At 63.6% G+C, this 25,749-nt stretch carries 22 protein-coding genes, 1 tRNA gene and 1 pseudogene; 11 read left to right on the top strand and 13 right to left on the bottom strand.

Translation table 11 applies throughout. The features are described 5' to 3' along the window. Positions 1-222: 222 nt before the first annotated feature. Positions 223-1,704, top strand: a complete 1,482-nt coding sequence (locus LZ012_RS04330; protein ID WP_275707883.1) for a type IV pili methyl-accepting chemotaxis transducer N-terminal domain-containing protein — start codon at positions 223-225, stop codon at positions 1,702-1,704. A 20-nt stretch (positions 1,705-1,724) separates the two neighbouring features. Here LZ012_RS04330 and LZ012_RS04335 read toward each other — a convergent pair whose 3' ends face one another. From LZ012_RS04335 to LZ012_RS04385, 12 genes and pseudogenes are all read right to left on the bottom strand, one after another. Next, positions 1,725-3,905: a putative bifunctional diguanylate cyclase/phosphodiesterase gene (locus LZ012_RS04335; protein WP_275707885.1), complete on the bottom strand. Its 2,181-nt coding sequence runs from the start codon at positions 3,903-3,905 to the stop codon at positions 1,725-1,727. 26 nt (positions 3,906-3,931) lie between these two features. After that, entirely contained in the window at positions 3,932-4,366 is a 435-nt protein-coding gene (locus LZ012_RS19775; RefSeq protein ID WP_420839491.1) for a CZB domain-containing protein, read from the bottom strand. Positions 4,367-4,369: 3 nt separating this feature from the next. Beyond that, a pseudogene (locus tag LZ012_RS19780) lies at positions 4,370-5,044 on the bottom strand (methyl-accepting chemotaxis protein); the annotation flags it as partial. 167 nt (positions 5,045-5,211) lie between these two features. Beyond that, the gene (locus LZ012_RS04345) at positions 5,212-5,523 is read right to left on the bottom strand and encodes a c-type cytochrome (RefSeq protein ID WP_275707889.1); all 312 of its coding nucleotides are present in this window, start codon (positions 5,521-5,523) and stop codon (positions 5,212-5,214) included. A gap of 69 nt (positions 5,524-5,592) precedes the next feature. Beyond that, positions 5,593-6,120 (bottom strand): nitrous oxide reductase accessory protein NosL, encoded by a 528-nt coding sequence (locus LZ012_RS04350; RefSeq protein WP_275707891.1) that lies wholly within the window; start codon positions 6,118-6,120, stop codon positions 5,593-5,595. Next, positions 6,117-6,929, bottom strand: a complete 813-nt coding sequence (locus LZ012_RS04355) for an ABC transporter permease (RefSeq protein WP_338033154.1) — start codon at positions 6,927-6,929, stop codon at positions 6,117-6,119. Before LZ012_RS04355 ends, LZ012_RS04350 begins: the two co-directional genes overlap by 4 nt. Positions 6,930-6,934: 5 nt before the next feature. Then, a complete protein-coding gene (locus LZ012_RS04360; RefSeq protein WP_275707895.1) occupies positions 6,935-7,855 on the bottom strand; it encodes an ABC transporter ATP-binding protein in 921 nt (306 codons plus the stop codon). Beyond that, complete coding sequence (locus LZ012_RS04365) at positions 7,836-9,089, bottom strand: nitrous oxide reductase family maturation protein NosD (protein ID WP_275707898.1); 1,254 nt, start codon at positions 9,087-9,089, stop codon at positions 7,836-7,838. The genes LZ012_RS04360 and LZ012_RS04365 overlap by 20 nt, the downstream gene beginning before the upstream one ends. Positions 9,090-9,097: 8 nt before the next feature. After that, on the bottom strand, positions 9,098-11,245 hold the full coding sequence (locus LZ012_RS04370; RefSeq protein ID WP_275707900.1) for a 4Fe-4S binding protein: 2,148 nt from the start codon (positions 11,243-11,245) through the stop codon (positions 9,098-9,100). 144 nt (positions 11,246-11,389) lie between these two features. Then, a complete protein-coding gene (gene nosZ / locus LZ012_RS04375; RefSeq protein WP_275707902.1) occupies positions 11,390-13,324 on the bottom strand; it encodes a TAT-dependent nitrous-oxide reductase in 1,935 nt (644 codons plus the stop codon). A 141-nt stretch (positions 13,325-13,465) separates the two neighbouring features. Then, positions 13,466-14,107: a response regulator gene (locus LZ012_RS04380; protein WP_275707904.1), complete on the bottom strand. Its 642-nt coding sequence runs from the start codon at positions 14,105-14,107 to the stop codon at positions 13,466-13,468. Beyond that, positions 14,104-15,249 carry a sensor histidine kinase gene (locus tag LZ012_RS04385; RefSeq protein WP_275707906.1) on the bottom strand — a complete coding sequence of 382 codons (1,146 nt, stop codon included), beginning with the start codon at positions 15,247-15,249 and terminating at the stop codon, positions 14,104-14,106. The genes LZ012_RS04380 and LZ012_RS04385 overlap by 4 nt, the downstream gene beginning before the upstream one ends. A gap of 232 nt (positions 15,250-15,481) precedes the next feature. Here LZ012_RS04385 and LZ012_RS04390 point away from each other — a divergent pair, with 232 nt between their 5' ends. From LZ012_RS04390 to ppk2, 10 genes are all read left to right on the top strand, one after another. Next, entirely contained in the window at positions 15,482-16,006 is a 525-nt protein-coding gene (locus LZ012_RS04390; protein ID WP_275707908.1) for a hypothetical protein, read from the top strand. A 564-nt stretch (positions 16,007-16,570) separates the two neighbouring features. Next, the gene (groES, locus tag LZ012_RS04395; RefSeq protein ID WP_275707910.1) at positions 16,571-16,861 is read left to right on the top strand and encodes a co-chaperone GroES; all 291 of its coding nucleotides are present in this window, start codon (positions 16,571-16,573) and stop codon (positions 16,859-16,861) included. A 45-nt stretch (positions 16,862-16,906) separates the two neighbouring features. Further along, entirely contained in the window at positions 16,907-18,559 is a 1,653-nt protein-coding gene (gene groL / locus LZ012_RS04400) for a chaperonin GroEL (RefSeq protein WP_275707913.1), read from the top strand. A 216-nt stretch (positions 18,560-18,775) separates the two neighbouring features. Next, positions 18,776-19,081: a DUF485 domain-containing protein gene (locus LZ012_RS04405; protein ID WP_275707915.1), complete on the top strand. Its 306-nt coding sequence runs from the start codon at positions 18,776-18,778 to the stop codon at positions 19,079-19,081. A gap of 1 nt (position 19,082) precedes the next feature. Beyond that, complete coding sequence (locus tag LZ012_RS04410) at positions 19,083-20,759, top strand: cation acetate symporter (RefSeq protein ID WP_275707917.1); 1,677 nt, start codon at positions 19,083-19,085, stop codon at positions 20,757-20,759. Between the two features lie 324 nt (positions 20,760-21,083). Then, positions 21,084-21,755 (top strand): response regulator transcription factor, encoded by a 672-nt coding sequence (locus LZ012_RS04415; RefSeq protein ID WP_275707920.1) that lies wholly within the window; start codon positions 21,084-21,086, stop codon positions 21,753-21,755. After that, complete coding sequence (locus LZ012_RS04420) at positions 21,733-23,238, top strand: sensor histidine kinase N-terminal domain-containing protein (RefSeq protein WP_275707922.1); 1,506 nt, start codon at positions 21,733-21,735, stop codon at positions 23,236-23,238. The genes LZ012_RS04415 and LZ012_RS04420 overlap by 23 nt, the downstream gene beginning before the upstream one ends. 79 nt (positions 23,239-23,317) lie before the next feature. Next, positions 23,318-23,393: transfer RNA gene (locus LZ012_RS04425), tRNA-Phe, on the top strand. 145 nt (positions 23,394-23,538) lie between these two features. Further along, positions 23,539-23,994, top strand: coding sequence for a SixA phosphatase family protein (locus LZ012_RS04430; RefSeq protein ID WP_275707925.1), 456 nt, complete (start codon positions 23,539-23,541; stop codon positions 23,992-23,994). A gap of 245 nt (positions 23,995-24,239) precedes the next feature. Continuing rightward, a complete protein-coding gene (gene ppk2, locus LZ012_RS04435; RefSeq protein WP_420839492.1) occupies positions 24,240-25,169 on the top strand; it encodes a polyphosphate kinase 2 in 930 nt (309 codons plus the stop codon). On the opposite strand, the gene LZ012_RS04440 is transcribed toward ppk2, so the two are convergent. Continuing rightward, the gene (locus tag LZ012_RS04440) at positions 25,170-25,661 is read right to left on the bottom strand and encodes a thioesterase family protein (protein WP_275707929.1); all 492 of its coding nucleotides are present in this window, start codon (positions 25,659-25,661) and stop codon (positions 25,170-25,172) included. It abuts the gene before it with no gap. Positions 25,662-25,749 lie beyond the last annotated feature (88 nt).

Below are 25,749 nucleotides of genomic sequence, written 5' to 3' on the forward strand. Positions count from 1 at the left end.
GGGGGCGAAGGAGAGCGTGAAGGCGCTAGCGTAACACTTGCCGCCGGCGCTTTCCGACAGCGGAGGGAAGGCGCGCTGGAAACTGATCGAAGGTGTTTGCGGCCTGCAACAACGTCCACTAGCACCAAAGGAGGTGGGCAACTCCACCAAGAGAATGATTATCCATCTCGTTCTTTTTTACTAGCATGTCGTTCTGACAACAGATTGGCAGGATTTCCCACTTTGAACGTACGGTCGAACGACGCGTTGCGCGCCCAGCGCAAGTTGCTTGCCGCCAGCCAGTTGCTGGGCGGCTTGCCGCCGGCATTGCTCGTCGGATTGACGACGGCCAGCCGCATCGTCGAACTGGCAGCCAACCAGACCTTGTACGAAGCCGGCCAGCCCATCCGCGAAGCGCACATCCTGTTCACCGGTAGCGTCAAGCGCGTGGTCGATGTGCCGGGGGGCGCCAGCCGGGTCATCGAGATCGTGCAGCACGAACAGTTGCTTGGCGTCGGCGAGGTGTTCGGCGCCACGCATTATGCGGCCACCTGTTCGAGCATCACCGTCACCCAGTTGGTCGCCATCGATATCCGCAAGCTGCGCGAGGCGGTGCACCTCAACCGTAATCTGAGCAGCCGCATCATCGCCGCACTGGCCCGCCGCCAGTGCGCCACCGAATTCGACGCGGCGGGCTTCCACTACGGGCAGACCGGCGCCCAGCGCCTGCTCGACTACCTGTTGGACCAGGCCGGCGAGCGGGCCGGCCTGGCTGGTGAAACGACCGTCCTGCTCAAGGCCAGCAAGAAAGTGATCGCCGCCCGCATCGGCATGACGCCGGAATCGCTGTCGCGCAATCTGCGCGAATTGAGCGACAAGGGCGTGATCGTGGTCGATGGGCGCTGTGTCCATATCCAGAATGCGGCGCTGCTCGATACGGTCAGCGGCGACGCCGGACAAAGGCTCAGTTTCAGCCGCAAGCGCAAGGGTGACGCGCGGCCGGCCGGCAAGGCGCTGCCCTCCGGCGTGCTGGTCAATATGTGCGGTCGTTTGCGGCTGCTGTCGCAGCGCATGGCCGTCGCCTGGGGCAGCATCGCTGCCGGGGTGGCGCCCAGTCGGGCACGGATCAAGCTGCGCCAGTGCGAGAAGGACTTCATCCGCAACCTGGAGCGGCTCGACGGCCTGGGTTTGGGGGCCGAGCCGAGTGCCAAGCTGGAAACCATCAAGCGGCTGTGGCCCTCCTATCAGGAAGCCATGGCCAGCGAAGACGCTGCGGACGCCGAGCGCATCTTCGTGCTCAGCGAGGAAATCCTCGACGCGGCGGACGGCCTGACCGCCTGCGCGGCCAGCCAAGCCGCCATTCCGGAAGCGAATTACGTCAATACGGCCGGACGCAACCGCATGCTGTCGCAGCGCATCTGCAAGCTGTTCCTGTTCCACGACTGGGGCAAGCTGGACGGCAGCATCGCCGTGCTGTCCCGGCAGACCTGCCAGGAATTCGAGAGCAATCTCGCGGAACTGGCCCGGGTCGCCGGTAGCCAGGCCGAACTCGGCGCCCAACTCGAGGTCGTGGCCAGCCAGTGGCAGCGCTTCGCGCGCGCGCTGTGCCCCGATCCGTCGCCGGCCGGCAAGGCCAAGCATGCGCGGCTGGTGCTCACCGAGGGCGAACGCCTGCTGCGCTGCGTGGATACCGCGGTCAAGCTGTTCGAGCGCCTAGCCAAGTAAGGACCTGGCGCCACCCGCGCTCAGGACGGATAGGCGCGCGCCAGCCAGGCTTCGAATTCGCCAGCCGGCAACGGGCGGGCAAAGAGAAAACCCTGCAGCAGGTCGCAGCCGATGTCGGCAAGGAAGTGTTTTTGCGCTTCGGTTTCGACGCCTTCGGCGACCACCGACAAGCCGAGCCGGCGGGCCAGCGTGACGACGGCGCTGGCTACGGCAGCGTCGGTTTCCGATTCCGGCAGATGCTGGACGAAACTGCGGTCGAGCTTGAGGACATTGAGCGGCAAGGTGCGCAGCATGGCGAGCGAGGAATGGCCGGTGCCGAAGTCGTCCATGGCGACGTGGATGCCCCGCGCGCGCAGGCGCCGCAGCACCTGCACGGCACCCTCCGGATGGGCCATGGCGGCCGACTCGGTGATCTCCAGTTCGATCCATTCGTTGGCCGCGCCGGCCGCCGCCAGAATGCGCTCGACGCGGTCGGCGAGGTCGGCGGCGTGGAACTGGCGGGGCGACAGGTTGACCGCCATGCGCGGTACGGCGACGCCCTGCCGGCGCCACGCGACGATCTGCCGCGCCGCCTCGGCCAGCGCCCATTCGCCCAGTTCGGTGATGATGCCGGCCTCTTCGGCCAGGGGAATGAATTCGATCGGCGAGACCAGGCCGCGTTCCGGATGCCGCCAGCGGAGCAGGGCTTCGACGCCGGCCAGGCGACCGTCGGCGGAGCGGATCTGCGGCTGGTAGAAGAGTTCGAGCTGGCCACGGACCACGGCGCGGCGCAAATCGGTTTCCAGCGCCAGGCGCTGGCTGGCGCGCCGGTTCATCGCCTCGTCGTAAAAGCGGAAGGTATTGCGCCCGGCCGCCTTGGCCGCATACATCGCTGCATCGGCGTTGCGCAGCAGGCTGTCGATGTCGCCGCCGTCGTCGGGATAGAGAGCCAGCCCGAGGCTGGCCGCCACGTCGATGTCGCGGCCGCCGGCGTGGACCGGGGGCGCCAGCGCGGCCAGTATGCGGCCGGCAATTCCGGCGGCCACGCCGGCGTCGTGCATGCCTTCGAGCAGCATGACGAACTCGTCGCCGGCCAGCCGGGCCAGGGTGTCGGCGCTGCGGCAGACCGCCGCCAGGCGCTGGGCGACCTCGATCAGCACGGCATCGCCGGCGGCATGGCCGAGGCTGTCGTTGATCAGCTTGAAGCGGTCGAGGTCAATGAAGCAGACAGCGAAACCGGTGCCGCGGTCGGCCCGGGCCAGGGCCTGGCGCAGGCGGTCGTCAAACAGGCTGCGGTTAGGCAGGTTGGTCAGCGCGTCGTGGTTGGCCAGGAAGGCCAACTGGCCTTCGGCCTCCTTGCGCGCGGTGACGTCGTTGAGGACGCCGACGTAATGCGAAACGCTGTCCGCATCGCCGCGTACCGGCGACAGGAAGAGTTCGATCCACTGCTGCGAGCCGTCGCTGCGCTGGCGCGACAAGGTCGTGTAGCCGTCGCGCCCTTCGGCGATGGCGCTGCGGATGACGGCAAAGCCGTCGTCGTCGCCGGTGCACAGGCAGGGCTGGCCGAGCACCTTGTCGCGCGGCGTGCCGATGATCTGCGAAAAGGCGGCGTTGATGTAGATCAGCCGGCAGTCGTCAGGCGCGGCGGCAGCGATGAAGATGCCGTTGACGCTCGATTCGATGGCCCGGTCGCGCAGTGCGATGGCCCGTTTGTCGGCATGGATGTAGGTGTCGAGGGTCAGCCCGAGGTCGAGCATGACCACCTTGAGCAAGGCATCGAAAACCGGGGCGAAAGCGGCAAAATCGCCGCCGCTGGCCGTCCACGTTGCCTGCAGCATGTCGGACAGGTACTTGCGGAAGGCGCCGACGTACCACTTGGGGGTCAGGCCGATCCGGGCATGGGTCATGCCGACCCGCAGCCGGCCGGCAACGTAGGCGTCGCCGTAATCGCCCTCGGTCAGGCTGGCGAAATAGCGGCCGTGGGCAGCCTTCAGGCGGGCGACGGTGGCGTCGTCGGGGAGCAGGGCGGCCAGTTCCGGCAGCTGGCGCAGGTATTCGTAGAAGCCGTCGGCAAAGCCGTTCTGGGCCGCCGCCAGCTTGCCGCGGATGCCGCGCAGATGGCCGGCGTCGGCTTCAGTTAGTTCAAGAAAGGCCTTGCGCGACGCGATCTCGGCGGCATCGATGCCCATTTCGGCGGCAATGTCGTCCACCGCGCCGGGCATCAGCCTCGGGGTCTCGGCTCGGCAGTTCATGCTGCGACCAGCCGTCCCGGCCCCTTGGCCAGGATGCGCTCCATGCCGGCCATCACCGTCAGATTGGCTTCCTCCATCCGGGTCAGCGCGGCGAGGGCGCCGGCCGGATCGCCACCGCGGTAGCACGCCACCGCCTGCCGGGCCTGGTCGTGCACCGCCTTGTGCGGCGCTTCCATTTCGCGGTAGCCGGGGAGGCGGGAAAACTCGGCCCGTCCTTCGCCTTCGTAATACCACTGGCCGAGGCGGCATTGGGTTTCGTCCGGCAGATCGGCGGGCTGGAGATCGGACAGGCCGAGCAGGACCTTGTACACCTCCAGCTTCAGCGTCAGTTCCTCGATATTGGCCAGTTCGGCGTTGGCCAGCCGGGACGACAAGGCGATGCTGTCCTGCATGTGCTGGGAGAGGCCGAGCAGGCGCTGCATGCTGTGCATGGCCGATTCGCTTTCGGCGCTCTGGCTGGCGGCGCTGTCCGCCCCGATGTCCATGATCGCCTTGGCCTGGCCGGTTTCCTGCTGGATGCCGGTGACCAGGCCGCCGATTTCGGTGGTCGCCTTGGCGGTCCGCTCGGCCAGCTTGCGCACCTCGTCGGCGACCACGGCAAAACCGCGCCCCGCTTCGCCGGCCCGCGCCGCCTCGATGGCGGCGTTCAGCGCCAAGAGGTTGGTCTGTTCGGCGATTTCCTTGATCAACTGGACGATGCCGCCGATTTCCCCGGCCCGCCGCGAAAGGTCTTCGACGCTGTTGCCGGCGGCGCTGATGCGCTCGAACATGGCATGCAGGCTGGTGGCGATATTCTCGAAAGCCGAGCGATTGGCGTCGGACTCGGTGGCCGCGGTCAGGGCTTTGGCCGAATCCTCGTTCAACTGGCTGGACAGCCCGGAAAAGGACAGGCGGATGCCGGCCAGCGATTCGCCGAAGCGGGGAATGTTGCCGAGCACGCCGTCGAGCAGCGCCTGGCGTTTGCGCAGTTCCTGCTGCTCGCTCTCCGATTGGGCGAGGCGGGCTTGGGTGGCCGACAGTTCCGCCTGCAGCGCCGCCGAGCGTGCTTGCAGCGCGGCATTGTCGGCCAGCGCCGTGGCCAGCTCCCGTTTGGTTTGGCTTCCGAACATGGGTTGTCCTTTTCTCTGTAGGGATAATTGTTGAGTAATTTACTCGGGTATTTGGGTTGCGCCCATGATGGGAATCAAATTAGCGGGCGCTGCGTGTGACAGGACAAAAAAGAAGGCGAAAAAGAAAGCCGGCGCGCGGCCGGCTTTCTCGCCCTGAACGGCAAGGCTTATTTCAGCGACAGCACCCAGGCGGCCAGGCGCTTGGCTTCGTCGTCGGTGACATTGTTCGGCGGCATCGGGATTTCGCCCCAGGCGCCCTTGCCGCCGGCCTTGATCTTGGCCGCCAGCTTGGCCGGCGCGCCCTTGTCGTCCTTGTACTTGGCGGCGACTTCCTTGTAGCCGGGGCCGACCAGCTTCCTGTCGACCGAGTGGCAGGACAGGCAGTTCTTGGCCTTGGCCAGCGGCAGTTCGTCGGCGGCGTGGGCTTGGCCGAGGGTCGCCAGGGCAGCGGCGATCAGGGCGGCGTTGATGATTTTCATGGTGCACTCCGTTTCGTTGCGTTGAGGGAAAAATCGGGGGCGGCAGGGCCTGTCGTTGCCGACAGCGGCCTACATCTTTTCGTCGTGGCTGGCGCCGCCGCTCAGGTCGACCATGTCGATGGTGACCTGGGTAAAGGGCAGCACCTTGCCGCCATACTGGTCGGCGAACTTGCGGGCGTCGGCCTCGTTGGCGAAGGACGGCACGGTCGGGCCCATCGAGCCGCGGCGCGGGCTGCCGACGACATAGAAGGCGCTCTTGGCATCGATCCACTGGCCCTGCGGGTCATTCCAGTCGGCCTTGGCCATGTCCTGGGTATAGACGGCGACGACCCGCTTCTTCTGTTCCGGACGGAGCAGGATGGAGAACATTTCCCGGGTGTCGCAGAAGAAGTCCGGCTCGCCCTGGTCGTAATGGATCTGCGCCTTGGGACCGGGGAAGTCGCGCAGGATCATGCCGTCCAGCGCGCACGACGTGTCGGCGGCGATTTCCCGCGGTTGCGCCGGCTTGGCCGGTTCGCCGCAGGCGGTGAGGAGCAGGGCGCCGAGCAGGAGGGGCAGGAAGCGGCTAGCGTGCCGTCTTGAATTGCGTTGCATCATTTGAATCTCCAGGCCGCCACCCCGAGTGGCGCAATGATCCAGAACACCATGGCGCTGCCGAGCAGCCACGGATCGGCCAGGGTTTCGGGAAAGACCGTGGCCAGGCCGTAGAGGCGCTGGACGTCCTCGAAACCGAAAATATTGAGGATGCGGAAAATGTCCGCCGGATTGAGCATGAGCAGGACCGGAAAGAAATTCAGGTTCAGCTTGCCTTCGCTGACCACCAGCACGCCGAGCAGCAGCAGGTCGTAGACCAGCACGTAGAAGAACCACAGGGCGATGGCGATGCCGCTCGCCCGCATGCGGTCGGCGCTGAGCACCGAGACCATGACCGCCAGGCTGAGGAAGCACAGGCTCAACAGGAAGGCGCTGAGCACGAAGCCGCCGTAGTGGAACAGCGCGGCGCTGCCCAGTTGGTAGAAGAGCAGCACCCCGGCCAGCCCGAAGCCGGCGACGGTGGCGACGCCCAGCGCCCCGGCCAGGCCGGCGAACTTGCCGAGCAGCACTTCGAAGCGGGTGATCGGCATCGACAGCAGCAGGTCCAGCGAGCCGCGCTCGCGCTCGGCGACGATGGCGTCGTAGCCGAGGATCAGCGCGATCAGCGGCACCAGATAGATGACCAGGCTGACCAGGCTGGCGATGGTCACGTCGATATTGCGCCAGCCGACCGCCCCTTGCTGGGCGGCGCCGAAATAGGCGATGACCAGCGCGAAGACGGTGAATACCGCGGCGACAGCGAGCACCCAGCGGTTGCGCAGGCGGTCGCGGAATTCCTTGCCGGCGATGACGGCGATCTGGCCGAATTCGATACCCATCATGCCTCCTCCTCCGCGTAGCCCAGGAAGATGTCTTCGAGGGAAGGTTCATGGACGTCGATATCGCGGACCGCGGGGCCGGCGGCGGTCAAGGCCGCCAGCACGGCCATTTTCTGCTGGCGCGGGCAGGCGAAGCGGGCGCTGCCGTCGGCCATTTCGCTTGGAGCGATGTTCAGGGCGGCAAGAGCCGCCAGCAGAAGGTTTTCATCACCGGGCCGGAAACTGACGCGCAGGGTCAGCGGCAGATCCTGACCGTGGCGCAAGGCCTGCACGGTGCCCAAGGCCTGGATGCGGCCGTTGCGCATCAGCGCCAGGCGGTCGACGCGTTGCTGGATCTCGGCCAGGATGTGCGAGGTGAGGACGACGGTGACGCCGCCCTGGCGCAGCTCGGCGAGGATGCGATAGAACTCGAGGATGCCCTGCGGGTCGAGGCCGTTGGTCGGCTCGTCGAGGAAGAGCAGGCGCGGCGTGCCGAGCAGGGCCTGGGCAAAACCGAGGCGCTGGCGCATGCCTTTCGAGTAGTTGCGCACACGCTGGCCGGCGGCGCCGGCCAGCCCAACCCGGTCGAGCAGGGCCGGGCAGGTAGCGCGGTCCACGCCTTTCAGCCGGGCAAAGAAATGCAGGGTTTCCAAGCCGGTCAGATTGTCGTACAGCGCCAGGCTTTCCGGCAGGTAGCCGATGCTGCGCCGCACCTGGCGGAAAGCTTCGCCGCGCACCGCCTGGCCGCCGATGTGAATGTCGCCGCTGCTGGCCGGCAACAGGCCGAGCATCATCTTGAACAGGGTCGTCTTGCCGGCGCCGTTGTGGCCGATCAGGCCGAACAGTTCGCCGCTGCCCACCGCCAGGTCGACGCCATCCACGGCTTTGACCGCGCCATAGGCCTTGTGCACGTTGCGGATTTCAATGAGCTGTTCGGTCAATCCACTGGCTCCAGTCGGGGTTCAAAGGTTGCATGCGCGGTCGCTGGTCGACGATGCTCGGGCTGCGCAACAGCGGGAATTGGCGGGCGATCAGGCGCAGGCTGTGCACCGCCGGGCTGTTGAGCAGCAGCTTGACCAGCGGGTATTTCCAGGTCAGCCGGTCGACCAGGTCGTTGGCTTCGTAGGGCACGTCGCCGGTGCCGTCGCCATTGGCATCCCAGCCGGCGTAGTTGCTCCAGTAATTGCCTTTTCCTTTGCCCCACAGCTCGTCGCGGGAGGCGACATAGTGCACCTGTTCGCGGTTCTGGATGAAATCGTTGCCGTCGACGTCGTTGTGGATGGAGCCGGCCCAGACATGGGCGCCGACCCGGTTGCCGATTACCCGGTTGCCCTTGAGCACGTTGTATTCGGCGTCGTAGATGAAGAAGCCGCGCCCGTTGCCGGCCACCACGTTGTTCTCGATGACCGAATCCTGGATGGTGCGCAGCATGATGCCGTGGTCGGTGTTGCCCCAGGCCCGGTTGTTGCGCACCGTCTGGCGGCGCACTTCCATCAGCGCCAGGCCGCCGCGGTTCAGGTAGCTCTCGTTGTCTTCCCACAGGTTGTCGTTGGAATTCATGTAGTGGCTGCCGTAGCGCAGGTGATGCATGCGGTTGCCGCGAAACACCGCGTGGTGCGAGACATCGACGTAGATGCCGTCGCGGGCGAAACTGATGTGGTTGCCGATGATCTTGGCGCCGCTCGTGTTGTAGAGCTGGATGCCGTTGCCGCGCCGGGCCGATGACAGGTCGCGCTTGCCGGTGATCAGGTTGTCGCTGACTTCCGGATCCTTCAGCTTTTCGAGCCAGATGCCGAACAGGTTGTAGACCAGCACATTGTGCCGGATGACGATCCGGTGCGATCCCGGCTCGACGTAGATGCCGGCATTCTGGGCCGTCAGGTCGGCGCCGCTGTCGCGGACGATGAAGCCCTTGATCGTTACGTCCGGCGATTTGACCCGGATGACGTCACCCTTTTCGCCGCCGCTCAAGGTCGGGTTGTTGATACCGACCAGGCGCAGCGGCTTGTCGATGACCAGATGCTCGGCGTAATAGCCGCGCTGGACGCGGATGGTGTCTCCGGGTTTGGCCGCCTGCACCGCGGCGGCGATCGATTCGCCGGGCGCCACTGGCCATTCGGCGGCCGACAGCGGCCCGCCGATGACGAGAAGCAGGGTGGCGGCGAGGCTCTTCATCGCCGCCTTCAGGACACGGCCTTGATCGGGATGTAGTAGCCGTCATCGCCGATCGGCGTCAGCTCGATGCCGGCCTTGGTCCGCCGGCGGCGCTCCTGGGACAGCGGCGGGCAGGTGTGGTCGTCGTAATAGAGGATCTGGCATTCCAGGCAGAGTAGGCATTCGCGCTGGTCGATCTTGCCGTCGTCGGCGATGGCCAGCGAGCCGCAGCCCTTCTGGCAGGCGTGGCAGGTGGTGCATTCGGCCTTGCGCTTCAGCTGGATGAAGCGGAAGGTGGTCGGAATGGCCAGCCCGGCGCCGAGCGGGCACAGGTACTTGCAGAACGGCCGCTCGACGAACAGGCCGCCGACGAACAGCAGCGCCCAGTAGGCGACGAAAGGCCAGGCCCGGTGCCAGACGCCGCCGACCAGGAAGGTCGACTTGAAGGGCTCGACCTCGGCCATCTGTTCGGCGAGGCCGATGTCGTAGAAGGAGACGCCGATGAGCAGGGCGAAAATGCCGTACTTCAGCCAGCGCAGCCGGTTGTGCCAGGCCATGGGCAGGTGGAACTGGAAGCGCTTCAGACCTAGCCGGCCGGCGATCTTGAACGACAGCTCGGACAGTGAACCGTAGGGGCAGAGCCAGCCGCAGAATAGGCCGCGCCCCCAGATGAACAGCACGGCGGCGATGAACCACCAGAAAATGAAGATCAGCGGGTCGGACAGGAATAGCTCCCAGCGCCATTGGTAGACCAGCGAGTGCAGCCAGGTCATGACGTGGGTGATGCTCGGCTGGGCCAGTCCGTAGAAGCCGACGAAGACGATGCTGATGGACCAGATCAGGTACTTGGGGATGGATACCCAGCGCTTGTCCTTGCGCGTGGCGCGGCGCACCAGCTTGTCGCGCATTGCATAGAGGCCGGCAGTGGCGGCAAGGAGCAGCACGAACAGCGCGATGTCGAGCTGCTTGCCCTTCCATACCCGGACCCAGGTCGGGTCGGGGCGCACCACCAACGGTCGGCCGCCTTCCAGGTAGCGGTCGGGCAGCCAGTATTCCTGGTCGAAATTGGCGAAGGTCTTGGCGCCGCTTTCCTTGTCCACCTTGTTGGCCATGAAGATCAGTTGCCACGGGTAGGCGGCGCTGAAATTGCCGCCGCGCACGATGAAGATGCCCGATTCCTTATAGGCCGGCGCACCGGCGGCGGCAATGCCGTAGAGATTCAGGTAGTCAGTGTCGCGGAAGGTATGAGTGTCCAGGTCCTGGGCGACCTGGATGCGGTCATAGATGCCGCCGCGCACGAAGCCGGAACCCTTGAACGACGCGGTGCCGTTGGCGACGATGAAAATGGCGTGCTCGCCCGGCTTCAGTTCGCTCATCAGGCGCTTCCAGCCGGCCTCGCCGAGGATGCTGCGGCCGACGACCGGGGCGTTCAGGTAGCCGAAATAGAGGTCCATGTAGGGCTGGCCACTGCCCGGCATACCCAGTTGGTCCGGCTGCACGACGAGGTGCTGGACGCTGCCTTCGGCGACCAGCGCTTTCCAGTCGAGGCTGGCGGTCTGTGCGGTGAAACGGGCCGCCGGCTTGGGCACCACCTTGACGATGCCGACCTGCTTGGCGATGGCGTAGGCGCTGCGCATCACCACCTGGTTCTCGGCGATGACGGTGACCGTGGCGCCGCTGATGGCATTCAGCCCGATACGGTCGTCGCCGGCCGTCGATTTGCCGATTTCCACCTTGCCGCCGGCGAACTGGCCGACATACTGAGCGATGAACTTGGTCAGTTCGCTCTCCGGGATGCCGACCAGCAGGATCGGTTCGCTGTGCTTCAGGATGCGAACACCGCTTATCACGCCCTGCGGATACATGCCGATCAGCGTGACCACCGGCTTGCCCGAATAGGCTGGGATGTCGACGATGTCCGTGGACAGAAACACGTAGCCTACCAGCTGGCGTTGCTCGCCGCTACCCCGGTAGGCTTCGACATAGCTCGGCCGGCCCTTGCGCGGCGAAAAGCTGTCGGCGCCGGGCATCACGTCGCGGCACGGAGCGTAGGCACAGAGGTCGGGGTCGGAGTGGAGCTGCGGCGGCAGGGGTGCGTCGTAGGAAGAGGCGTAACTGGCAGCAGACCAGCACAGCAGCAAAAGAACGAGACAGGCCAGAAATCGGGGCAGCTTCATGGAAATTGGGAAAACTTGATGCCGGGGGGCGCCCGGCCTCCCGCTACAACAAGGAGACCGGGCGGGGAGGAACAGGAATCCGGCGCCCGGCGCCGGTTCCCGCCGCGCCCCGGGCTCTTTTCGGCGCCGGGGGCAGGCGGAAGGTCAGGCTTCGACCACCATGCGGCCGCGCATTTCCAGGTGCAGGGCATGACAGAAGTGCGTGCAGTAGTACCAGAACACGCCCGGCCGCTCGACCTTGAAGGTCACCGACTTGGTTTCCTGCGGGCCGACGATCATGTTGACGTCGTGGTACTCGATGGCGAAGCCGTGATGCAGGTCCTCCACCTTGTCGTGGTTGGTGATGATGACGGTGACTTCGTCACCCTTCTTCAGCACGAACTCTGACGGCGTGAACGTCGGCGCCACCGACATGATGCGCACCGTCACCTTGTTGCCGTTGCGCTTGATGCCCGTGTCGTCGAAACCCTTGATGTGCAAGGGGTGGTCCTCGAGGGTGTAGATCTGCTTGGTCTTGATCAGGTCGCGGCGGACGATGATCGCGTCGTGCGGCTCGGGGTGGGCGGTGTGGTCGGCGAGCAGCACCATCTTGTCACCACTGATGTCGATCAGCTGCTCGGTTTCGACGTGCAGCGGCCCGACAGGCAGGAAACGGTCCTTGGAGAACTTGTTGCCGGACATGAAGAACTTGCCGTCGGCTTCCTTGGTCTCACCCATCGAGGCGTAGCTGTGGCCCGGCTGGTAATGCACGTCGATGCGATCGAGCACGACCTTGACCTGCTTGTCGCCCTTGTACTGCGCGATGGCGGCGGCGACGTTCCATTTGACGACCTGGCTATCGAGGAACAGCGAGGTGTAGGCGTTGCCCTTGTTGTCGAAGCCGGTATGCAGGGGGCCGAGGCCGATTTCCGGCTCGCCGACGACGCATTCCTGGGCTTCCTTCACTTCGCCGTTGAACCACTTGAGGACCAGGGCGTGTTCGATCACGGTTGCGGTCGGCGACAGCTTGCCGGCGCAGACGTAGTACTTGCCGTCCGGCGAGATGTTCACGCCGTGCGGGTTCTTGGGGACCGGCACATAGCAGGTCAGCGCCGTCTTCGGGTCCTTGTTGGCCTCGCGGGTGCCATCGACTACCGGCACCTTGGAGTCGCCGACGGTGAAGCTCTTGCCGGCCTTGATGGCGGCCTCGATGCGTTCGACGTTGAAGAAGATGCAGGCGTCGCGTTCGGCCGACATCATGTCGGCGAAGACCTGGCCGTTTTCGGTGTTGTAGCTGTTCAGCGCGGCCAGCTTGCCGTCATAGGATGTGGCGCAGAGGTCCATGTTGCCGTCGACCTTGACCTGCCAGCGCACTTCCATGCTCTCGGCGTCGACGCAGGTCAGCAGGCAGGCGTAGCCGGTGCCCTCTTTCCAGTTTTTCGGCGTATTGGGCAGCGGCATGTGGAATTCGGCGCCGCAGAAGACGCGGGTGGTGTGGTTGATCGCCGCATCGACCGGGTCGCGCTTGTCCGGGAAAATGCCGTGGAAGCCCTGAACGTTGGGGATCTCGGTGATCTTGTCGCATTCCATGTAATCGCCACGGACGCGGGCCAGGCGGTTGTTGATCTTGTCGTTGACCCAGAAATACTTGCCGTCGTAGGTGCCGTCGGTGTACGAGCCATGGACGTGGTGGGTGTCGCCTGTACGGTACTTGACGCTACCGTCGGCCTTGGTGCCGACGATCTTCTTCGATTCGTTGGTGATGCCCCAGCCCGACATCGGATCGATGTTGAAAATCGGGATGCGCTTGAGGGTGCGTCCGGACGGGACGCCGATGATGCGCATTTCGCCGGAGTGGCCGCCGCTCGACATCAGGTAGTAGTCGTCGAGCTGGCCCGGGGCCACTTCGACCTTGCTGTGGCCGGCGGCGGCCGGCTTGGCCGGAGCGGGAGCGGCAGCGGTCGGGGCCTGTTCGGCCTTGTTGCAGCCGGCCAGGCCGAGGGTGGCGCCGGCACCGGCAATACCGGCGATGCCGGCCGTGTTCAGAAACTTGCGGCGCCCGTTGTCGAGCGGCTTCGTGGACTTGCTATCTTCGGCCATACGGCACTCCCTAGAGGAATCAACAGTAGTGACTGCATGATCCTTCCCGGGTGGTGCCGCTGTATGTCGGATATACCTGACAGGCTAGGGCCGTTTTCTTGATTTAAAGCGAACTTTAGATATAGATCAAACGTCACGCCTTCACAGCGTCGTCAGGCCGTGCTGCAGCGCGAATTTGACCAGGCCGGGCAAATCGCCGATGCCGAGTTTCTGCATCATCCGGCTACGGTAGGTGTCCACCGTTTTCGGCGAAACATGCAGCAGGCGGGCGATGTCGATCCCCGAACGGCCTTCGACCAGCATCTGCAGGATTTCCCGTTCGCGCTGGCTCAGCGATTCGAGCGGACTTTCCTCGGCGCGTTTGCGGACGTAATCGTCGACCACCGACTCGGTAATCTTCTGGCTCAGGTAGCGCCGGCCGGCGTGGACGGCGCGCACGGCATCGACCACCTCGTTGCCGGCCGATTCCTTGCGCAGGTAACCGAGCGCCCCCGCCTGCAGGGCGCGGAACACATGCTCGACGGTGGAATGCATCGACAGGATGATGATCTTGCTGCTCTCCCGCTTTTCCATGATGAGAGCGGTGGCGTCGGCGCCATTGAGCAGCGGCATGGCGAGATCCATCAGCACGACATCCGGCTGCAGGCGCAGGGTGGCGTCGACGGCTTCGCGGCCGTCGGCCACTTCGCCGATGACGCGGATGTCGGCCTGGTTCTCGAGCAGCAGGCGCAAGCCGTCGCGCACTACGGCGTGGTCGTCGGCGATCAGTACGGTAATGGTCATGCCGTCTCCAGATGGCGGTTCGGAATAGTTACGACAACGGCCGTTCCTTGGCCGTGGCCCGGCCCTATCTGCAAGGCGCCGCCGACGGCGCGCGCCCGCTCGGCCATGATGGCCAGTCCCCAGCCGCTGCCGGCCGCCGGCGGGCGCTGCGGCTCCGGCGCCAGACCGACGCCGTTGTCGCTGATGGTCAACGCGATGCCTTCCGCGCCCTGTGTCAGAGCGACCGTCACCGCCGTGGCCTCGGCATGCTTGGCGACGTTGACCAGCGCCTCCTGGGCAATGCGGAACAGCGTGGTCTCGACCTTGCCCGGCCAGCGGGGAAGGTTTTCTCCGGCGGAATAGCGGAAGGCGATGCCGGTGCGTCCGGCAAACTCTTCGCCATGCCAGCGCAGCGCGGTAGTCAGCCCGTACTGTTCGAGCAGTGCCGGGTGCAGTTCTTCCATCACGCTGCGCACCTTTTCCGTTGTCTGTTCGACCAGGGTCAGGGCATCCCTGATCCGCACCTGGGCGGCGGACAGCGCCGCCGGCGACAGCGGGCCGGAAAGCAGGGCGAGGTTCAGATTCAGGCTCATGTTCAGGGCCGACAGATTCTGCCCGATCCGGTCGTGCAGCTCCGTGGCCAGCGCCTTGCGCTCGGAATCCTGCACCGTGACCAGCTGATTGCTCAAGGCCTCTAGGCGCGAAGCGTATCTGCCGATGGTGGCCTCGGCTTCCTTGCGTTCGGCGATTTCGACTTCCAGCTTCTGATTGGCCGTGCGCAGCGCTTCGGTGCGTTCCGCAACTTGTTTTTCCAGCAGGCGGCTGTTTTCGCGACGCCCCGCTTCGAGCCGGCGGCGGACGCATTCCAGGCCGACCGCGATCCAGATCAGCATCGAGAAGATCAGGCGGTTGGTCTGACCGACCCAGACCACGCCATCGCTGGGATGGATCTGCAACTTGATGCCGGCCAGTATCGGTCCGACAACGGCGATGATCACCAATACCCTGGTTTGTGCGCCGACGCCGATCGCCAGCAGGGCGAGCAGCAGATAGAGGAAGGGCACCGCCAGACCGAGCGGCGTGTGCAGGTCGATGACGAAGATGGCGGCCATCGCCGTGGCGATCGCCGGATTGATCAGGAAGCGGAACTTGCTGGATGCCATGGAGGTCCGCAGGGAAAATAAGGTCACAGGTTCGAACGTTGCCGAGAATTGGATAGCGGAAAGCCGGCCATTGTTTCATCAAACCAGACGGCCACAAACCGCAGAGGCGCGACGCCGCGCTTGCAGCGAAGCTAAGCGCCTCCCGGTTTCCTAGGGGCCGTGGGAGCCTCGTCGAACTTCCGACAGCGGCCCGGGCCTAACCAAGATACGGTTCTGTTAAGGAGAATTTACTATGACTGAACAAGTTCTCGCCGGCATTTACGCAAGTCGTCCGGAGGCTGAGAGAGTATGCGGTCACCTTCAAGAAGGCGGCCTGCCCAGTCAGCAAATGCAAGTGGTGGAGCGGGTTCGTGCAGACGATTTCAACCCGCAATTGATGGATGCAGACCGGGTCCTGAAGGATGTTCTGGTGGATGGCATTGCCGGCACCATTTTGGGTACGGGAATTGGCGCTGTGGGCGAAGCCGTGCTGGCGCTGGCGAACGTGACGTTATTTACCGCAAGTCCGCTCATTGCGCCGCTGGCAATGATCGGCTGGGGCGCTGCGCTCGGTGGGCTAATGGGGGCCGCCATGGGAGCCAATGGCGTAAATAAGCAGGGCAGATTGTCCGATGTCCTTCTTTATGCCATCCGGCGCGGCCACGTCACGCTGATCGCCCACGTACGGAATGAGCAGGAACAGTTGTTGGCAAATCGGGAAATAGGTTTAGCCCTGGTTCAGGGCAGGGGGCAACGCACGAGCGACACACGGCATTGACGGAGTTGGCTTACGCGAAGTGCGAGCGATCCCCGAGCGCATGGCTCTTGTAAGCAACCATGGAGCGTGACCGGCAACAGCAAGCATTCATGGGGTCGTATTGTTAGGGGCTGCTAGAGTCCATGTTGCGAGGACGCCAGTTTGCACCGAGGGCGAGTCTCGTCGCAGAGTTGCCTGAACGCGCTTTGTTATCGAGGGGCATTGCGCTTCTTTGTTGGCGGGCCGGGGCGCACGTGTTTCAGCGCAATTCGTCAGCATTCATTCGAATGGGTGCCCCCAACTGTATGCCGCTTGCGTCTCGCTAAATGGAGCCCGGCAGGAGGCGGTCCAGCGCCCCTCTCCATTTGGCCTCACTGCCGCGCTATCTGTCGGTTCCCGAACATTTGCCTGACTTGCTGGCAGCAAATTTCGGATGGGGCCTCTTGAAATCCATTTGTCTCGTCCCTATTATTAGCACTCACCGGGGTTGAGTGCTAACAAGATGCCCGCCCGGTTCCCGGGTCCGCGTTCTGCGCGGCCGGCCAATTTCAAGTTTGTTGCAACTCATTTTCAGGAGTCTGTTTTATGAATATCCGTCCTTTGCACGACCGTGTGATCGTCAAGCGCGTCGAAGCTGAACGCACCACCGCTTCCGGCATCGTTCTTCCGGATTCCGCCGGCGAGAAACCGGATCAGGGCGAAGTCCTGGCCGTCGGTCCGGGGAGGCGCGACGACAATGGCAAGCAGATCGCCCTCGACGTCAAGGTCGGCGATCGCGTTCTGTTCGGCAAGTACGCCGGCCAGGCCGTCAAGGTCGATGGCCAGGAAGTCCTGGTCATGCGTGAAGAAGACATCATGGGCGTCATCCAGGGCTAAGCGCCCCGGTCGATTCTCCAAACAGATCAATTCAGGAGTTATTAAATGGCAGCTAAAGAAGTCAAATTCGGCGATTCCGCACGCGCTCGCATGGTCGAAGGCATCAATATCCTGGCCGATGCCGTCAAGGTCACCCTCGGTCCGAAGGGCCGCAACGTTGTGCTCGAGCGTTCCTTCGGTGGCCCGACCGTCACCAAGGACGGCGTTTCCGTCGCCAAGGAAATCGAACTGAAGGACAAGTTCGCCAATATGGGCGCCCAGATGGTCAAGGAAGTCGCTTCCAAGACCTCCGACATCGCCGGTGACGGCACCACCACCGCCACCGTGCTGGCCCAGGCCATCGTCCGCGAAGGCATGAAGTACGTTGCCGCCGGCATGAACCCGATGGATCTGAAGCGCGGCATCGACAAGGCTGTCGCCGCCACCATCGCCGAACTGAAGACCATCTCCAAGCCGTGCACCACGACCAAGGAAATCGCCCAGGTCGGTTCCATCTCCGCCAACTCCGACGCCGACATCGGCGAAATCATCGCCAACGCGATGGAAAAGGTCGGCAAGGAAGGCGTCATCACCGTTGAAGACGGCAAGTCCCTGAACAACGAACTCGACGTCGTCGAAGGCATGCAGTTCGACCGCGGCTACCTGTCCCCGTACTTCATCAACAACCCGGACAAGCAGATCGCCCTGCTCGACAACCCGTTCGTCCTGCTCTTCGACAAGAAGATCTCCAACATTCGCGACCTGCTGCCGGTGCTGGAACAAGTCGCCAAGGCCGGCCGTCCGCTGCTGATCATCGCTGAAGACGTCGATGGCGAAGCCCTGGCTACCCTGGTCGTCAACAACATCCGTGGCATCCTGAAGACCGTCGCCGTCAAGGCTCCGGGCTTCGGCGACCGTCGCAAGGCCATGCTGGAAGACATCGCCATCCTGACCGGCGGTACCGTCATCTCCGAAGAGACCGGCCTGTCCCTGGAAAAGGCTTCCCTGAAGGATCTGGGCCAAGCCAAGCGCGTCGAAATCGGCAAGGAAAACACCACCCTGATCGACGGCGCCGGCGAAGCCGTGTCCATCGAAGCCCGCGTCAAGCAGATCCGCATCCAGATCGAGGAAGCTACCTCCGATTACGACCGCGAAAAGCTGCAGGAGCGTGTTGCCAAGCTGGCTGGCGGCGTTGCCGTCATCAAGGTTGGCGCTGCCACCGAAGTCGAAATGAAGGAAAAGAAGGCCCGCGTCGAAGACGCCCTGCACGCCACCCGCGCTGCTGTTGAAGAAGGTATCGTGGCCGGCGGCGGCGTCGCCCTGCTGCGTGCCCGCGCCAACATCCAGAAGCTGAAGGGTGACAACCACGACCAGGACGCCGGCATCAAGCTGATCCTGAAGGCCATCGAAGCTCCGCTGCGCGAAATCGTCGGCAACGCCGGCGACGAGCCGTCCGTGGTGGTCGACAAGGTTGTTCGCGGCAAGGGCAACTACGGCTACAACGCTGCTACCGGCGAGTACGGCGACATGGTCGAAATGGGCGTGCTGGATCCGACCAAGGTCACCCGCACCGCGCTGCAAAACGCCGCTTCCGTGGCCGGCCTGATGCTGACCACCGAGTGCATGGTTGCCGAACTGGCTGAAGACAAGCCGGTCGGCGGCATGCCCGACATGGGCGGCATGGGTGGTATGGGTGGTATGGGCGGCATGGGCATGTAATGTCCCGCTGAGCCTTACGCTCACCCCGAAAGCCCCGCCTGTGCGGGGCTTTTTCTTTTGCCGGAGGGAAAGAAAAACCATATAGATCAATATGTCTAAAGCATTGTATTAAACCTTGCGGAACGAATTACGTCCTGTAAGTTAGCTGTAAGATGCCGCGCCTAAATTACGCTTCGCAGCAATGCCTCTATAACCAGAATCTGAGGAGAAAAATCAATGCAAGACGTACTTGATCGGATTACCAAGAATCCGAAATTCCACGAGTTCATTGCCATGCGCAGTCGATACTCGATCATCATGGCCATCGTCAGCGCAGCCATCTACTATGGCTTCATCCTGCTGGTCGCCTTCGACAAGGATCTGCTGGCCCAGAAGACCGGTGCCGGTGTGACCAGCCTGGGCGTTCCGCTGGGTGTTGGCGTCATCGTCATCACCATCGTCCTGACCTGGATCTACGTCCGCCGCGCCAACACCGAGTTCGACGCGACCAACGAAGCCATCATCAAGGAGGCGCAGAAGTAATATGTCCATCAAGCACATTTTCTCCGCAGTCGCTGCGCTGGCTGTTGCCGGTGGCGCCTTTGCTGCCGGTGCCGATCTCGGCCAGGCCGAAAAGCAGGCTACCAACTGGACGGCGATCGTCATGTTCGCCCTGTTCGTCCTCTTCACCCTGTACATCACCAAGGTTGCCGCAGCCAAGACCAAGTCCGCTGCCGACTTCTATACCGGTGGTGGCGGTATCACCGGTTTCCAGAACGGCCTGGCGATTGCCGGCGACTACATGTCCGCCGCTTCCTTCCTGGGTATTTCCGGCCTGGTGTTCGCCAACGGCTTCGACGGCCTGATCTTCTCGATCGGCTGGCTGGTCGGCTGGCCGGTCATCACCTTCCTGATGGCCGAACGCCTGCGTAACCTCGGCAAGTTCACCTTCGCCGACGTCGCTTCCTATCGTTTCGCCCAGACCCCGGTTCGCGTCTTCGCCGCTTCCGCCTCCCTGGTCATCGTCGCCTTCTACATGATTGCGCAGATGGTCGGTGCCGGTCAGCTGATCAAGGTCCTCTTCGGTCTGGAATACATGTACGCCGAAGTTCTCGTCGGCGTCATCATGCTGATGTACGTGCTGTTCGGCGGCATGACCGCAACGACCTGGGTGCAGATCATCAAGGCCTGCATGCTGCTCGGCGGCGCCACCTTCATGGCCGTGGCCGTGCTGCTGCAATTCGGCTTCTCGCCGGAAGCGCTGTTCGCCAAGGCTGTCGAAGTGCACTCCAAGCACGACGCCATCATGGCACCGGGCGCCCTGATCAAGGATCCGGTCTCCGCCATTTCCGTCGGTATGGCCCTGATGTTCGGTACCGCTGGCCTGCCGCACATCCTGATGCGCTTCTTCACCGTGCCGAATGCCAAGGAAGCCCGCAAGTCCGTTGCCTGGGCGACCACCTGGATCGGCTACTTCTACATCCTGACCTTCATCATCGGTTTCGGTGCTATCACCAACCTGATCCAGAATCCGGGCGACTTCTACGTCGGCGGCGAACTGGCCAAGGGCCTGAAGGGCGGCGGCAACATGGCTGCTGTGCATCTGGCCAAGGCTGTCGGCGGCGACCTGTTCCTCGGCTTCATCTCGGCCGTGGCCTTCGCCACCATCCTGGCTGTGGTTGCCGGTCTGACCCTGTCCGGCGCTTCCGCCGTGTCGCACGACCTGTACGCTTCCGTGTTCAACAAGGGCTGCTCGTCCGAACAGGAACTGCGCGTTTCCAAGATGGCTACCATCGCCCTCGGCATTCTGGCTATCGGCCTCGGTATCGCCTTCGAGAAGGAAAACGTCGCCTACATGGTCATGCTGGCCTTCACCATCGCTTGTTCCTCCAACTTCCCGGTCCTCTTCATGTCCGTGCTGTGGAAGAACTGCACCACCCGCGGTGCTGTCGTTGGCGGCTTCGTTGGCCTGGTTCTGGCTGCCGTGCTGACCATCGGTTCTGCCGCAGTGTGGGAAGCTGTGCTGAAGTATCCGAAGGGTTCTGCCTGGTTCCCGTACAACTCTGCTGCCATCTTCTCGATGACCGCTGCCTTCTTCACGATCTGGCTGGTGTCCATCCTGGACAACTCGGCTCAGGCCAAGAAGGAGCGCGAGCTGTACCCGTCGCAGCAACTGCGTTCGGAGACCGGTCTGGGTGCCTCTTCGGCTGCTGCCCACTAATCGGCCAAACGCTACAAACAAAAAGCCCGGGGCTTCCCGGGCTTTTTTCGTTCACGTTTTTCGGAGCGCTGTCGGTTGCTCCTGGATGCGCCAAATTTGGACGTGCCAATACGCTGCGGACAAAGATGCGCAGTTTATTTGCTAGACTGTGTGAGTTTGCTGAGGGGAAAAAAACGGTAGGGGGTCACCCAGTGCAGGATCGGGTCACCCCCTGAGTAGCGGTCAGACCGCGTACTCCGAAGACCATAAAAGGAGAACAGCCCGATCAGAATAATGCTGTTGCCTTACAGAAATCTTACGTTTGAACAGGCAAAACTCGAATAAATGCGCATACTTATCGCTGAAGACGACACGATCATCGCCGATGGCCTTTCCCGCTCTTTGCGCCAGGGCGGCTATGCCGTCGACTGGGCTCCCAACGGTGTGGAAGCCGATACGGCGCTGGTTACCGCGTCCTATGATTTGCTGATTCTCGACCTGGGCTTGCCCAAGCTGTCCGGTCTCGAAGTGCTCAAACGCCTGCGGGCGCGCAATTCGCAGGTGCCGGTGCTGATTCTGACGGCGCTCGACGGTACCGGCGATCGCGTCAAGGGACTCGACCTCGGCGCCGACGACTACATGGTCAAGCCTTTCGAACTGGCCGAACTGGAAGCCCGGGTTCGCGCGCTGACCCGCCGCTCGGCCGGCACGTCGCCGACCATCCAGTGCGGGGCGCTGACCTACGATCAGGTCGGTCGGGTGGCCCAGATCCAGGGGCAGCCGCTCGATCTGTCGGCGCGCGAGGTCGGCCTGCTTGAAGTCCTGCTTAGTCGAATGGGGCGCTTGGTCAGCAAGGACCAACTGGTCGATCATCTGTGCGGCTGGGGCGAGGAAGTCAGCCACAACGCCATCGAGGTCTACGTGCATCGGCTGCGCAAGAAGATAGAGCCGGGTGGCGTCAAGATCGCCACCGTCCGCGGCCTGGGCTACTGCCTTGAGCGACCCCAAGGCGAGTAATTCCCCGCTCGCCACGTCGGAAACCGAGCGCTCGCTGTTTGGCGAGATCCTCGACTGGATGCTGGCCCCCTTGCTCTTCGTCTGGCCGTTGAGCATCGCCTTCACGCACTACTTCGCCAACAACGTCGCCAACTACCCGTACGACCAGGCCTTGCGCGAGCATGTGGCGGCCATCGCCCGTCAGGTCAAGCTGGTCAACGGCAAGCCGCTGCTCTCGTTGCCGGCTTCCGCCCGGGCGCTGTTGCGGGCCGACGAAACGGACAGCGTCTATTTCCGCGTCATCACCATGGACGGCAAATTGCTCGCCGGCGACAAGGATCTGCCGCAGATCGCCCTGCCTGTCGACGGTGACACCGTGCCCGGCGAAATCTATCTGCGCGATGCCGATTACAAGGGCCAGGACCTCCGCCTCGCCTATACCTACCTGACCGAAGCCGGCATGCCCAAGACGCAGTGGGTCATCATCGAAGTCGGCGAAACCACCGAAAAGCGCAGCCAGCTGGCCAATAAGATCGTCGCCAGCGTGATCCTGCCACAGTTCATCATCATCCCGCTCGCGGTCATGCTGGTCTGGTTCGGTCTGTCGCGCGGCTTGCGGCCGCTGACCCGCCTGCGCAAGACCATCGATGCCCGTCAGCCGGACGACCTGTCGCCGATTGCCACGCGCCGCGTGCCGGAGGAGTTGGAGCCGCTGGTCGAAGCCTTCAACGAAATGCTGGCACGCATGCAGCGCAACGTTGAGGCGCAGCAGCGTTTCGTCGCCGACGCCGCGCACCAGATGCGCACGCCACTCACCGGTCTGAAAACCCAGGCCCAGTTCGCCATCCGCGAAACCGACCCGGAAGCCCTGCGCCATGCCTTGCGCCAGATCGCCACCGGCGTCGACCGGGCCGGACGGCTGGTCAATCAACTGCTGACCCTGGCCCGCACCGAAGGCGGGGAGTTGGCGCAGCGCCGCCACGAAGTGCTCGACTTGGCGGACTTGATGCGCGATGTGGTGACCGACTGGGTGATGATCGCCATCGAAAAGAACATCGATCTCGGTTTCGAGTCGTCCGGCCCGGCGATGATCACCGGCAACCCCTTCCTGCTTCGTGAGCTGGCCAAGAACCTGCTCGACAACGCCCTGCGCTATACGGCGGAAGGCGGGCACGTCACCTGCCGGATCGTCGCCAACCCGGACAGCGTGCTGCTCGAAGTCGAAGACGACGGGGTCGGGATCAGCGAGGAGCATGCCGAACTGGTATTCGAGCGTTTTTACCGCGTCGATGATGCCGGTACCGAGGGCAGTGGCCTGGGTCTCGCCATCGTCCAGGAAATTGCCATGCAGCACGACTCGCGGGCCAGCCTGCGCCCCAATCCGACCGGCAAGGGGGCAATCGCCCGCGTCGTGTTTGCCGCCTGGCGCCCGCCGCCGTCACCGCCGCCGCTGCCGGATGATTTTTCCGAACTGTATCGCCAGTCGCCGCCGATCGGCACCTGAGCCGTTCGCGGTAGAGTGATGAAATATGGGTCGAAGTGTTGCGGAGTCGCCATCTCCCGGCTATAATGCGCCCTCTCTTGGCCTGGTAGCTCAGTTGGTAGAGCAGCGGATTGAAAATCCGCGTGTCGGTGGTTCGATTCCGCCCCAGGCCACCAAGATTCAAGCAAAAAGCCCGGTTCGAAAGACCGGGCTTTTTGCTTTTCGACGTCCGCCTCTTCTTCTATATGCCGGATCATGACTGCTGCAACGCTGCGGTAACATTGCATGGTCATAATGCCGGCTTTCGAACGAGGTGCGATCATGGACTTATTGCTGTGGCGCCATGCCGAGGCGGAGGATGGCGACGACGACCTGAAGCGTCGGCTGACCGAACGGGGCGAAAGGCAGGCGCGCGTAATGGGCGAGTGGATACGTAAGCATCAGCCCAAGGATTTGCGGATCATCGTCAGTCCTGCCGTGCGCACCCAACAGACGGCGGAAGCGCTGAAACTGCCTTTTGAAACGAACCGTAAGCTCGGGCCGGAAACCTGTGTCTCCGAGCTGATCGCCGCCTCCGGCTGGCCGCATGCCAAGGGCAGCGTGTTGATCGTCGGACACCAGCCGTCGCTGGGGCGCATGGCATCGCTGCTGCTGGCCGGTCACGAATCGGAATGGAGCATCAAGAAGGGCGCCTTGTGGTGGCTGAGCAACCGCGTGCGCCGCAACGAGACGCAGACCGTCCTGCGCGCCATGACTCCGGTCGAATTGCTCGACTAGACAAGTACTTCGCTTCGGCGTGAAATAGCTCCATTGCATCGAACGATGGAGGGAGCATGGCCACCAAAAGAAAAACGAATTCTCCGCAAGCTCAGCCCGCGCAGCTTGTCCTGGCAAAAACGCCCCGCGAGCGGCGGCGTAGCGTGGCCGCCGGCGATGTGCCACCTGTCCTGACGCCGCCCGCCATCGAAGGTTTTACCATCCATGGTTCGGTCGATGCGGCTCAGGAATTGCGGCTGGGGGCGATGCGCGACGTCATTTCGGGCATCCCGGCCGAGGAGTCGGTGGCCCTGCTCAAGGGGCTGCTCAAGCAGCAACGCATGGCGGCCGGGCTGGCAGCGCCCAATCCGGACGACGAGTTGCTGGCTGATTGGCGCGAGGGCGGCTATCCGTACAAGAACCTGATGCAGCGGCGCAATTACGAGCAGCAAAAATACCGGCTGCAGGTTGAGTTGCTGAAGTTGCAGGCCTGGGTCAAGGAGACCGGGCAGAAGGTGGTCATCCTGTTCGAAGGTCGCGATGCGGCGGGCAAGGGGGGCACCATCAAGCGCTTTATGGAACACCTGAATCCACGGGGGGCGCGCGTCGTGGCTCTGGAAAAGCCGACCGAGACCGAGCGCGGCCAGTGGTATTTCCAGCGTTACGTGCAGCATCTGCCGACCAACGGCGAAATCGTGCTGTTCGACCGTTCCTGGTACAACCGGGCCGGCGTCGAGCGGGTGATGGGGTTCTGCAGCGATTACGAATATGCGGAGTTCGTCCGCCAGGCACCGGAATTCGAGCGCATGCTGGTCAGGAACGGCACGCACGTCATCAAGTTCTGGTTCTCGGTCAGCCGTGAGGAGCAGCGCCGCCGTTTCCGCGAGCGCAAGGTGCATCCGCTCAAGCAGTGGAAGCTGTCGCCGATCGACATGGCCTCGCTGGATAAGTGGGACGACTACACCAAGGCCAAGGAGGCGATGTTCTTTCACACCGATACCGCGGACGCGCCGTGGACGGTGATCAAGTCGAACTGCAAGAAGCGGGCGCGGCTCAATGCCATGCGCTATGTGCTGCACAAGCTGCCCTACGCCAACAAGGATACGCAGCGCATCGGCAATCTCGATCCGCTCATCGTCGGCCGCGCCAACGTGGTCTACGAGCGCGGCGAGCACCAGGGGCTGCCGCTGCTGTGATCAGCTGACGACGTAGGAGGCGCTACCGGTGGCGATGAGCTGGCCGGTTTCATTCTCCAGCGTCATCTGCACTGAGGCGATACGGCCGCCGAGTCGGGTTACCCGGCCGGTGGCAGTAAATTTTTTGCCTATGCCCTGGCTCAGGTAATCGGTGCGCAGGTCGATGGTGCCGACGCGCCCAAAGCGGTGGCCGACCTGCTCGGTCGTTTCGCCGTTGAATTTCTCGGCGATTGCGACGGTGACGGCCAGGCCGCCGACGGTGTCGAGCACCGTGGCGATCACCCCGCCGTGCAGGCGGCCGTGCAGGAAGTGGCCGATCAGGTCCTTGCGCATGGCAAAGCTGATCTGCGGGGCGGCCGGATCGAGCGATTCGACCCTGAAGCCGAGCAATTCGTTGAAACAGAGCTTGTGCTCGAAAACGTCGCGCAATGCGGCTTCGAGGCGGATTTGCTCGTCGGCGGAGCGGCGGGGCAGGGGGGCACTTTGCGTCATGGTGCCGAGTTTTAACATAAAAAAATGGGCGACGGGGTTAGCCGTCGCCCAAACCGAACGCTAATTGCTTAGCGTAACGCAGAGGACT

It is taken from the genome of Dechloromonas hankyongensis (assembly GCF_022012295.1).
GTDB classification, from domain to species: Bacteria; Pseudomonadota; Gammaproteobacteria; order Burkholderiales; family Rhodocyclaceae; genus Azonexus; species Azonexus hankyongensis.

Bases quoted from the DNA above. Each gene is read 5' to 3' on its own strand.
- LZ012_RS04335 (WP_275707885.1), bottom strand. From the start codon at position 3,905: ATGCCCGGCGCGGTGGACGACATTGCCGCCGAAATGGGCATCGATGCC.
- LZ012_RS19775 (WP_420839491.1), bottom strand. From the start codon at position 4,366: ATGCACAGCATGCAGCGCCTGCTCGGCCTCTCCCAGCACATGCAGGAC.
- LZ012_RS04345 (WP_275707889.1), bottom strand. From the start codon at position 5,523: ATGAAAATCATCAACGCCGCCCTGATCGCCGCTGCCCTGGCGACCCTC.
- LZ012_RS04350 (WP_275707891.1), bottom strand. From the start codon at position 6,120: ATGATGCAACGCAATTCAAGACGGCACGCTAGCCGCTTCCTGCCCCTC.
- LZ012_RS04365 (WP_275707898.1), bottom strand. From the start codon at position 9,089: ATGAAGAGCCTCGCCGCCACCCTGCTTCTCGTCATCGGCGGGCCGCTG.
- LZ012_RS04370 (WP_275707900.1), bottom strand. From the start codon at position 11,245: ATGAAGCTGCCCCGATTTCTGGCCTGTCTCGTTCTTTTGCTGCTGTGC.
- nosZ (WP_275707902.1), bottom strand. From the start codon at position 13,324: ATGGCCGAAGATAGCAAGTCCACGAAGCCGCTCGACAACGGGCGCCGC.
- LZ012_RS04380 (WP_275707904.1), bottom strand. From the start codon at position 14,107: ATGACCATTACCGTACTGATCGCCGACGACCACGCCGTAGTGCGCGAC.
- LZ012_RS04385 (WP_275707906.1), bottom strand. From the start codon at position 15,249: ATGGCATCCAGCAAGTTCCGCTTCCTGATCAATCCGGCGATCGCCACG.
- LZ012_RS04390 (WP_275707908.1), top strand. From the start codon at position 15,482: ATGACTGAACAAGTTCTCGCCGGCATTTACGCAAGTCGTCCGGAGGCT.
- groES (WP_275707910.1), top strand. From the start codon at position 16,571: ATGAATATCCGTCCTTTGCACGACCGTGTGATCGTCAAGCGCGTCGAA.
- groL (WP_275707913.1), top strand. From the start codon at position 16,907: ATGGCAGCTAAAGAAGTCAAATTCGGCGATTCCGCACGCGCTCGCATG.
- LZ012_RS04405 (WP_275707915.1), top strand. From the start codon at position 18,776: ATGCAAGACGTACTTGATCGGATTACCAAGAATCCGAAATTCCACGAG.
- LZ012_RS04410 (WP_275707917.1), top strand. From the start codon at position 19,083: ATGTCCATCAAGCACATTTTCTCCGCAGTCGCTGCGCTGGCTGTTGCC.
- LZ012_RS04415 (WP_275707920.1), top strand. From the start codon at position 21,084: ATGCGCATACTTATCGCTGAAGACGACACGATCATCGCCGATGGCCTT.
- LZ012_RS04430 (WP_275707925.1), top strand. From the start codon at position 23,539: ATGGACTTATTGCTGTGGCGCCATGCCGAGGCGGAGGATGGCGACGAC.
- ppk2 (WP_420839492.1), top strand. From the start codon at position 24,240: ATGCGCGACGTCATTTCGGGCATCCCGGCCGAGGAGTCGGTGGCCCTG.
- LZ012_RS04440 (WP_275707929.1), bottom strand. From the start codon at position 25,661: ATGACGCAAAGTGCCCCCCTGCCCCGCCGCTCCGCCGACGAGCAAATC.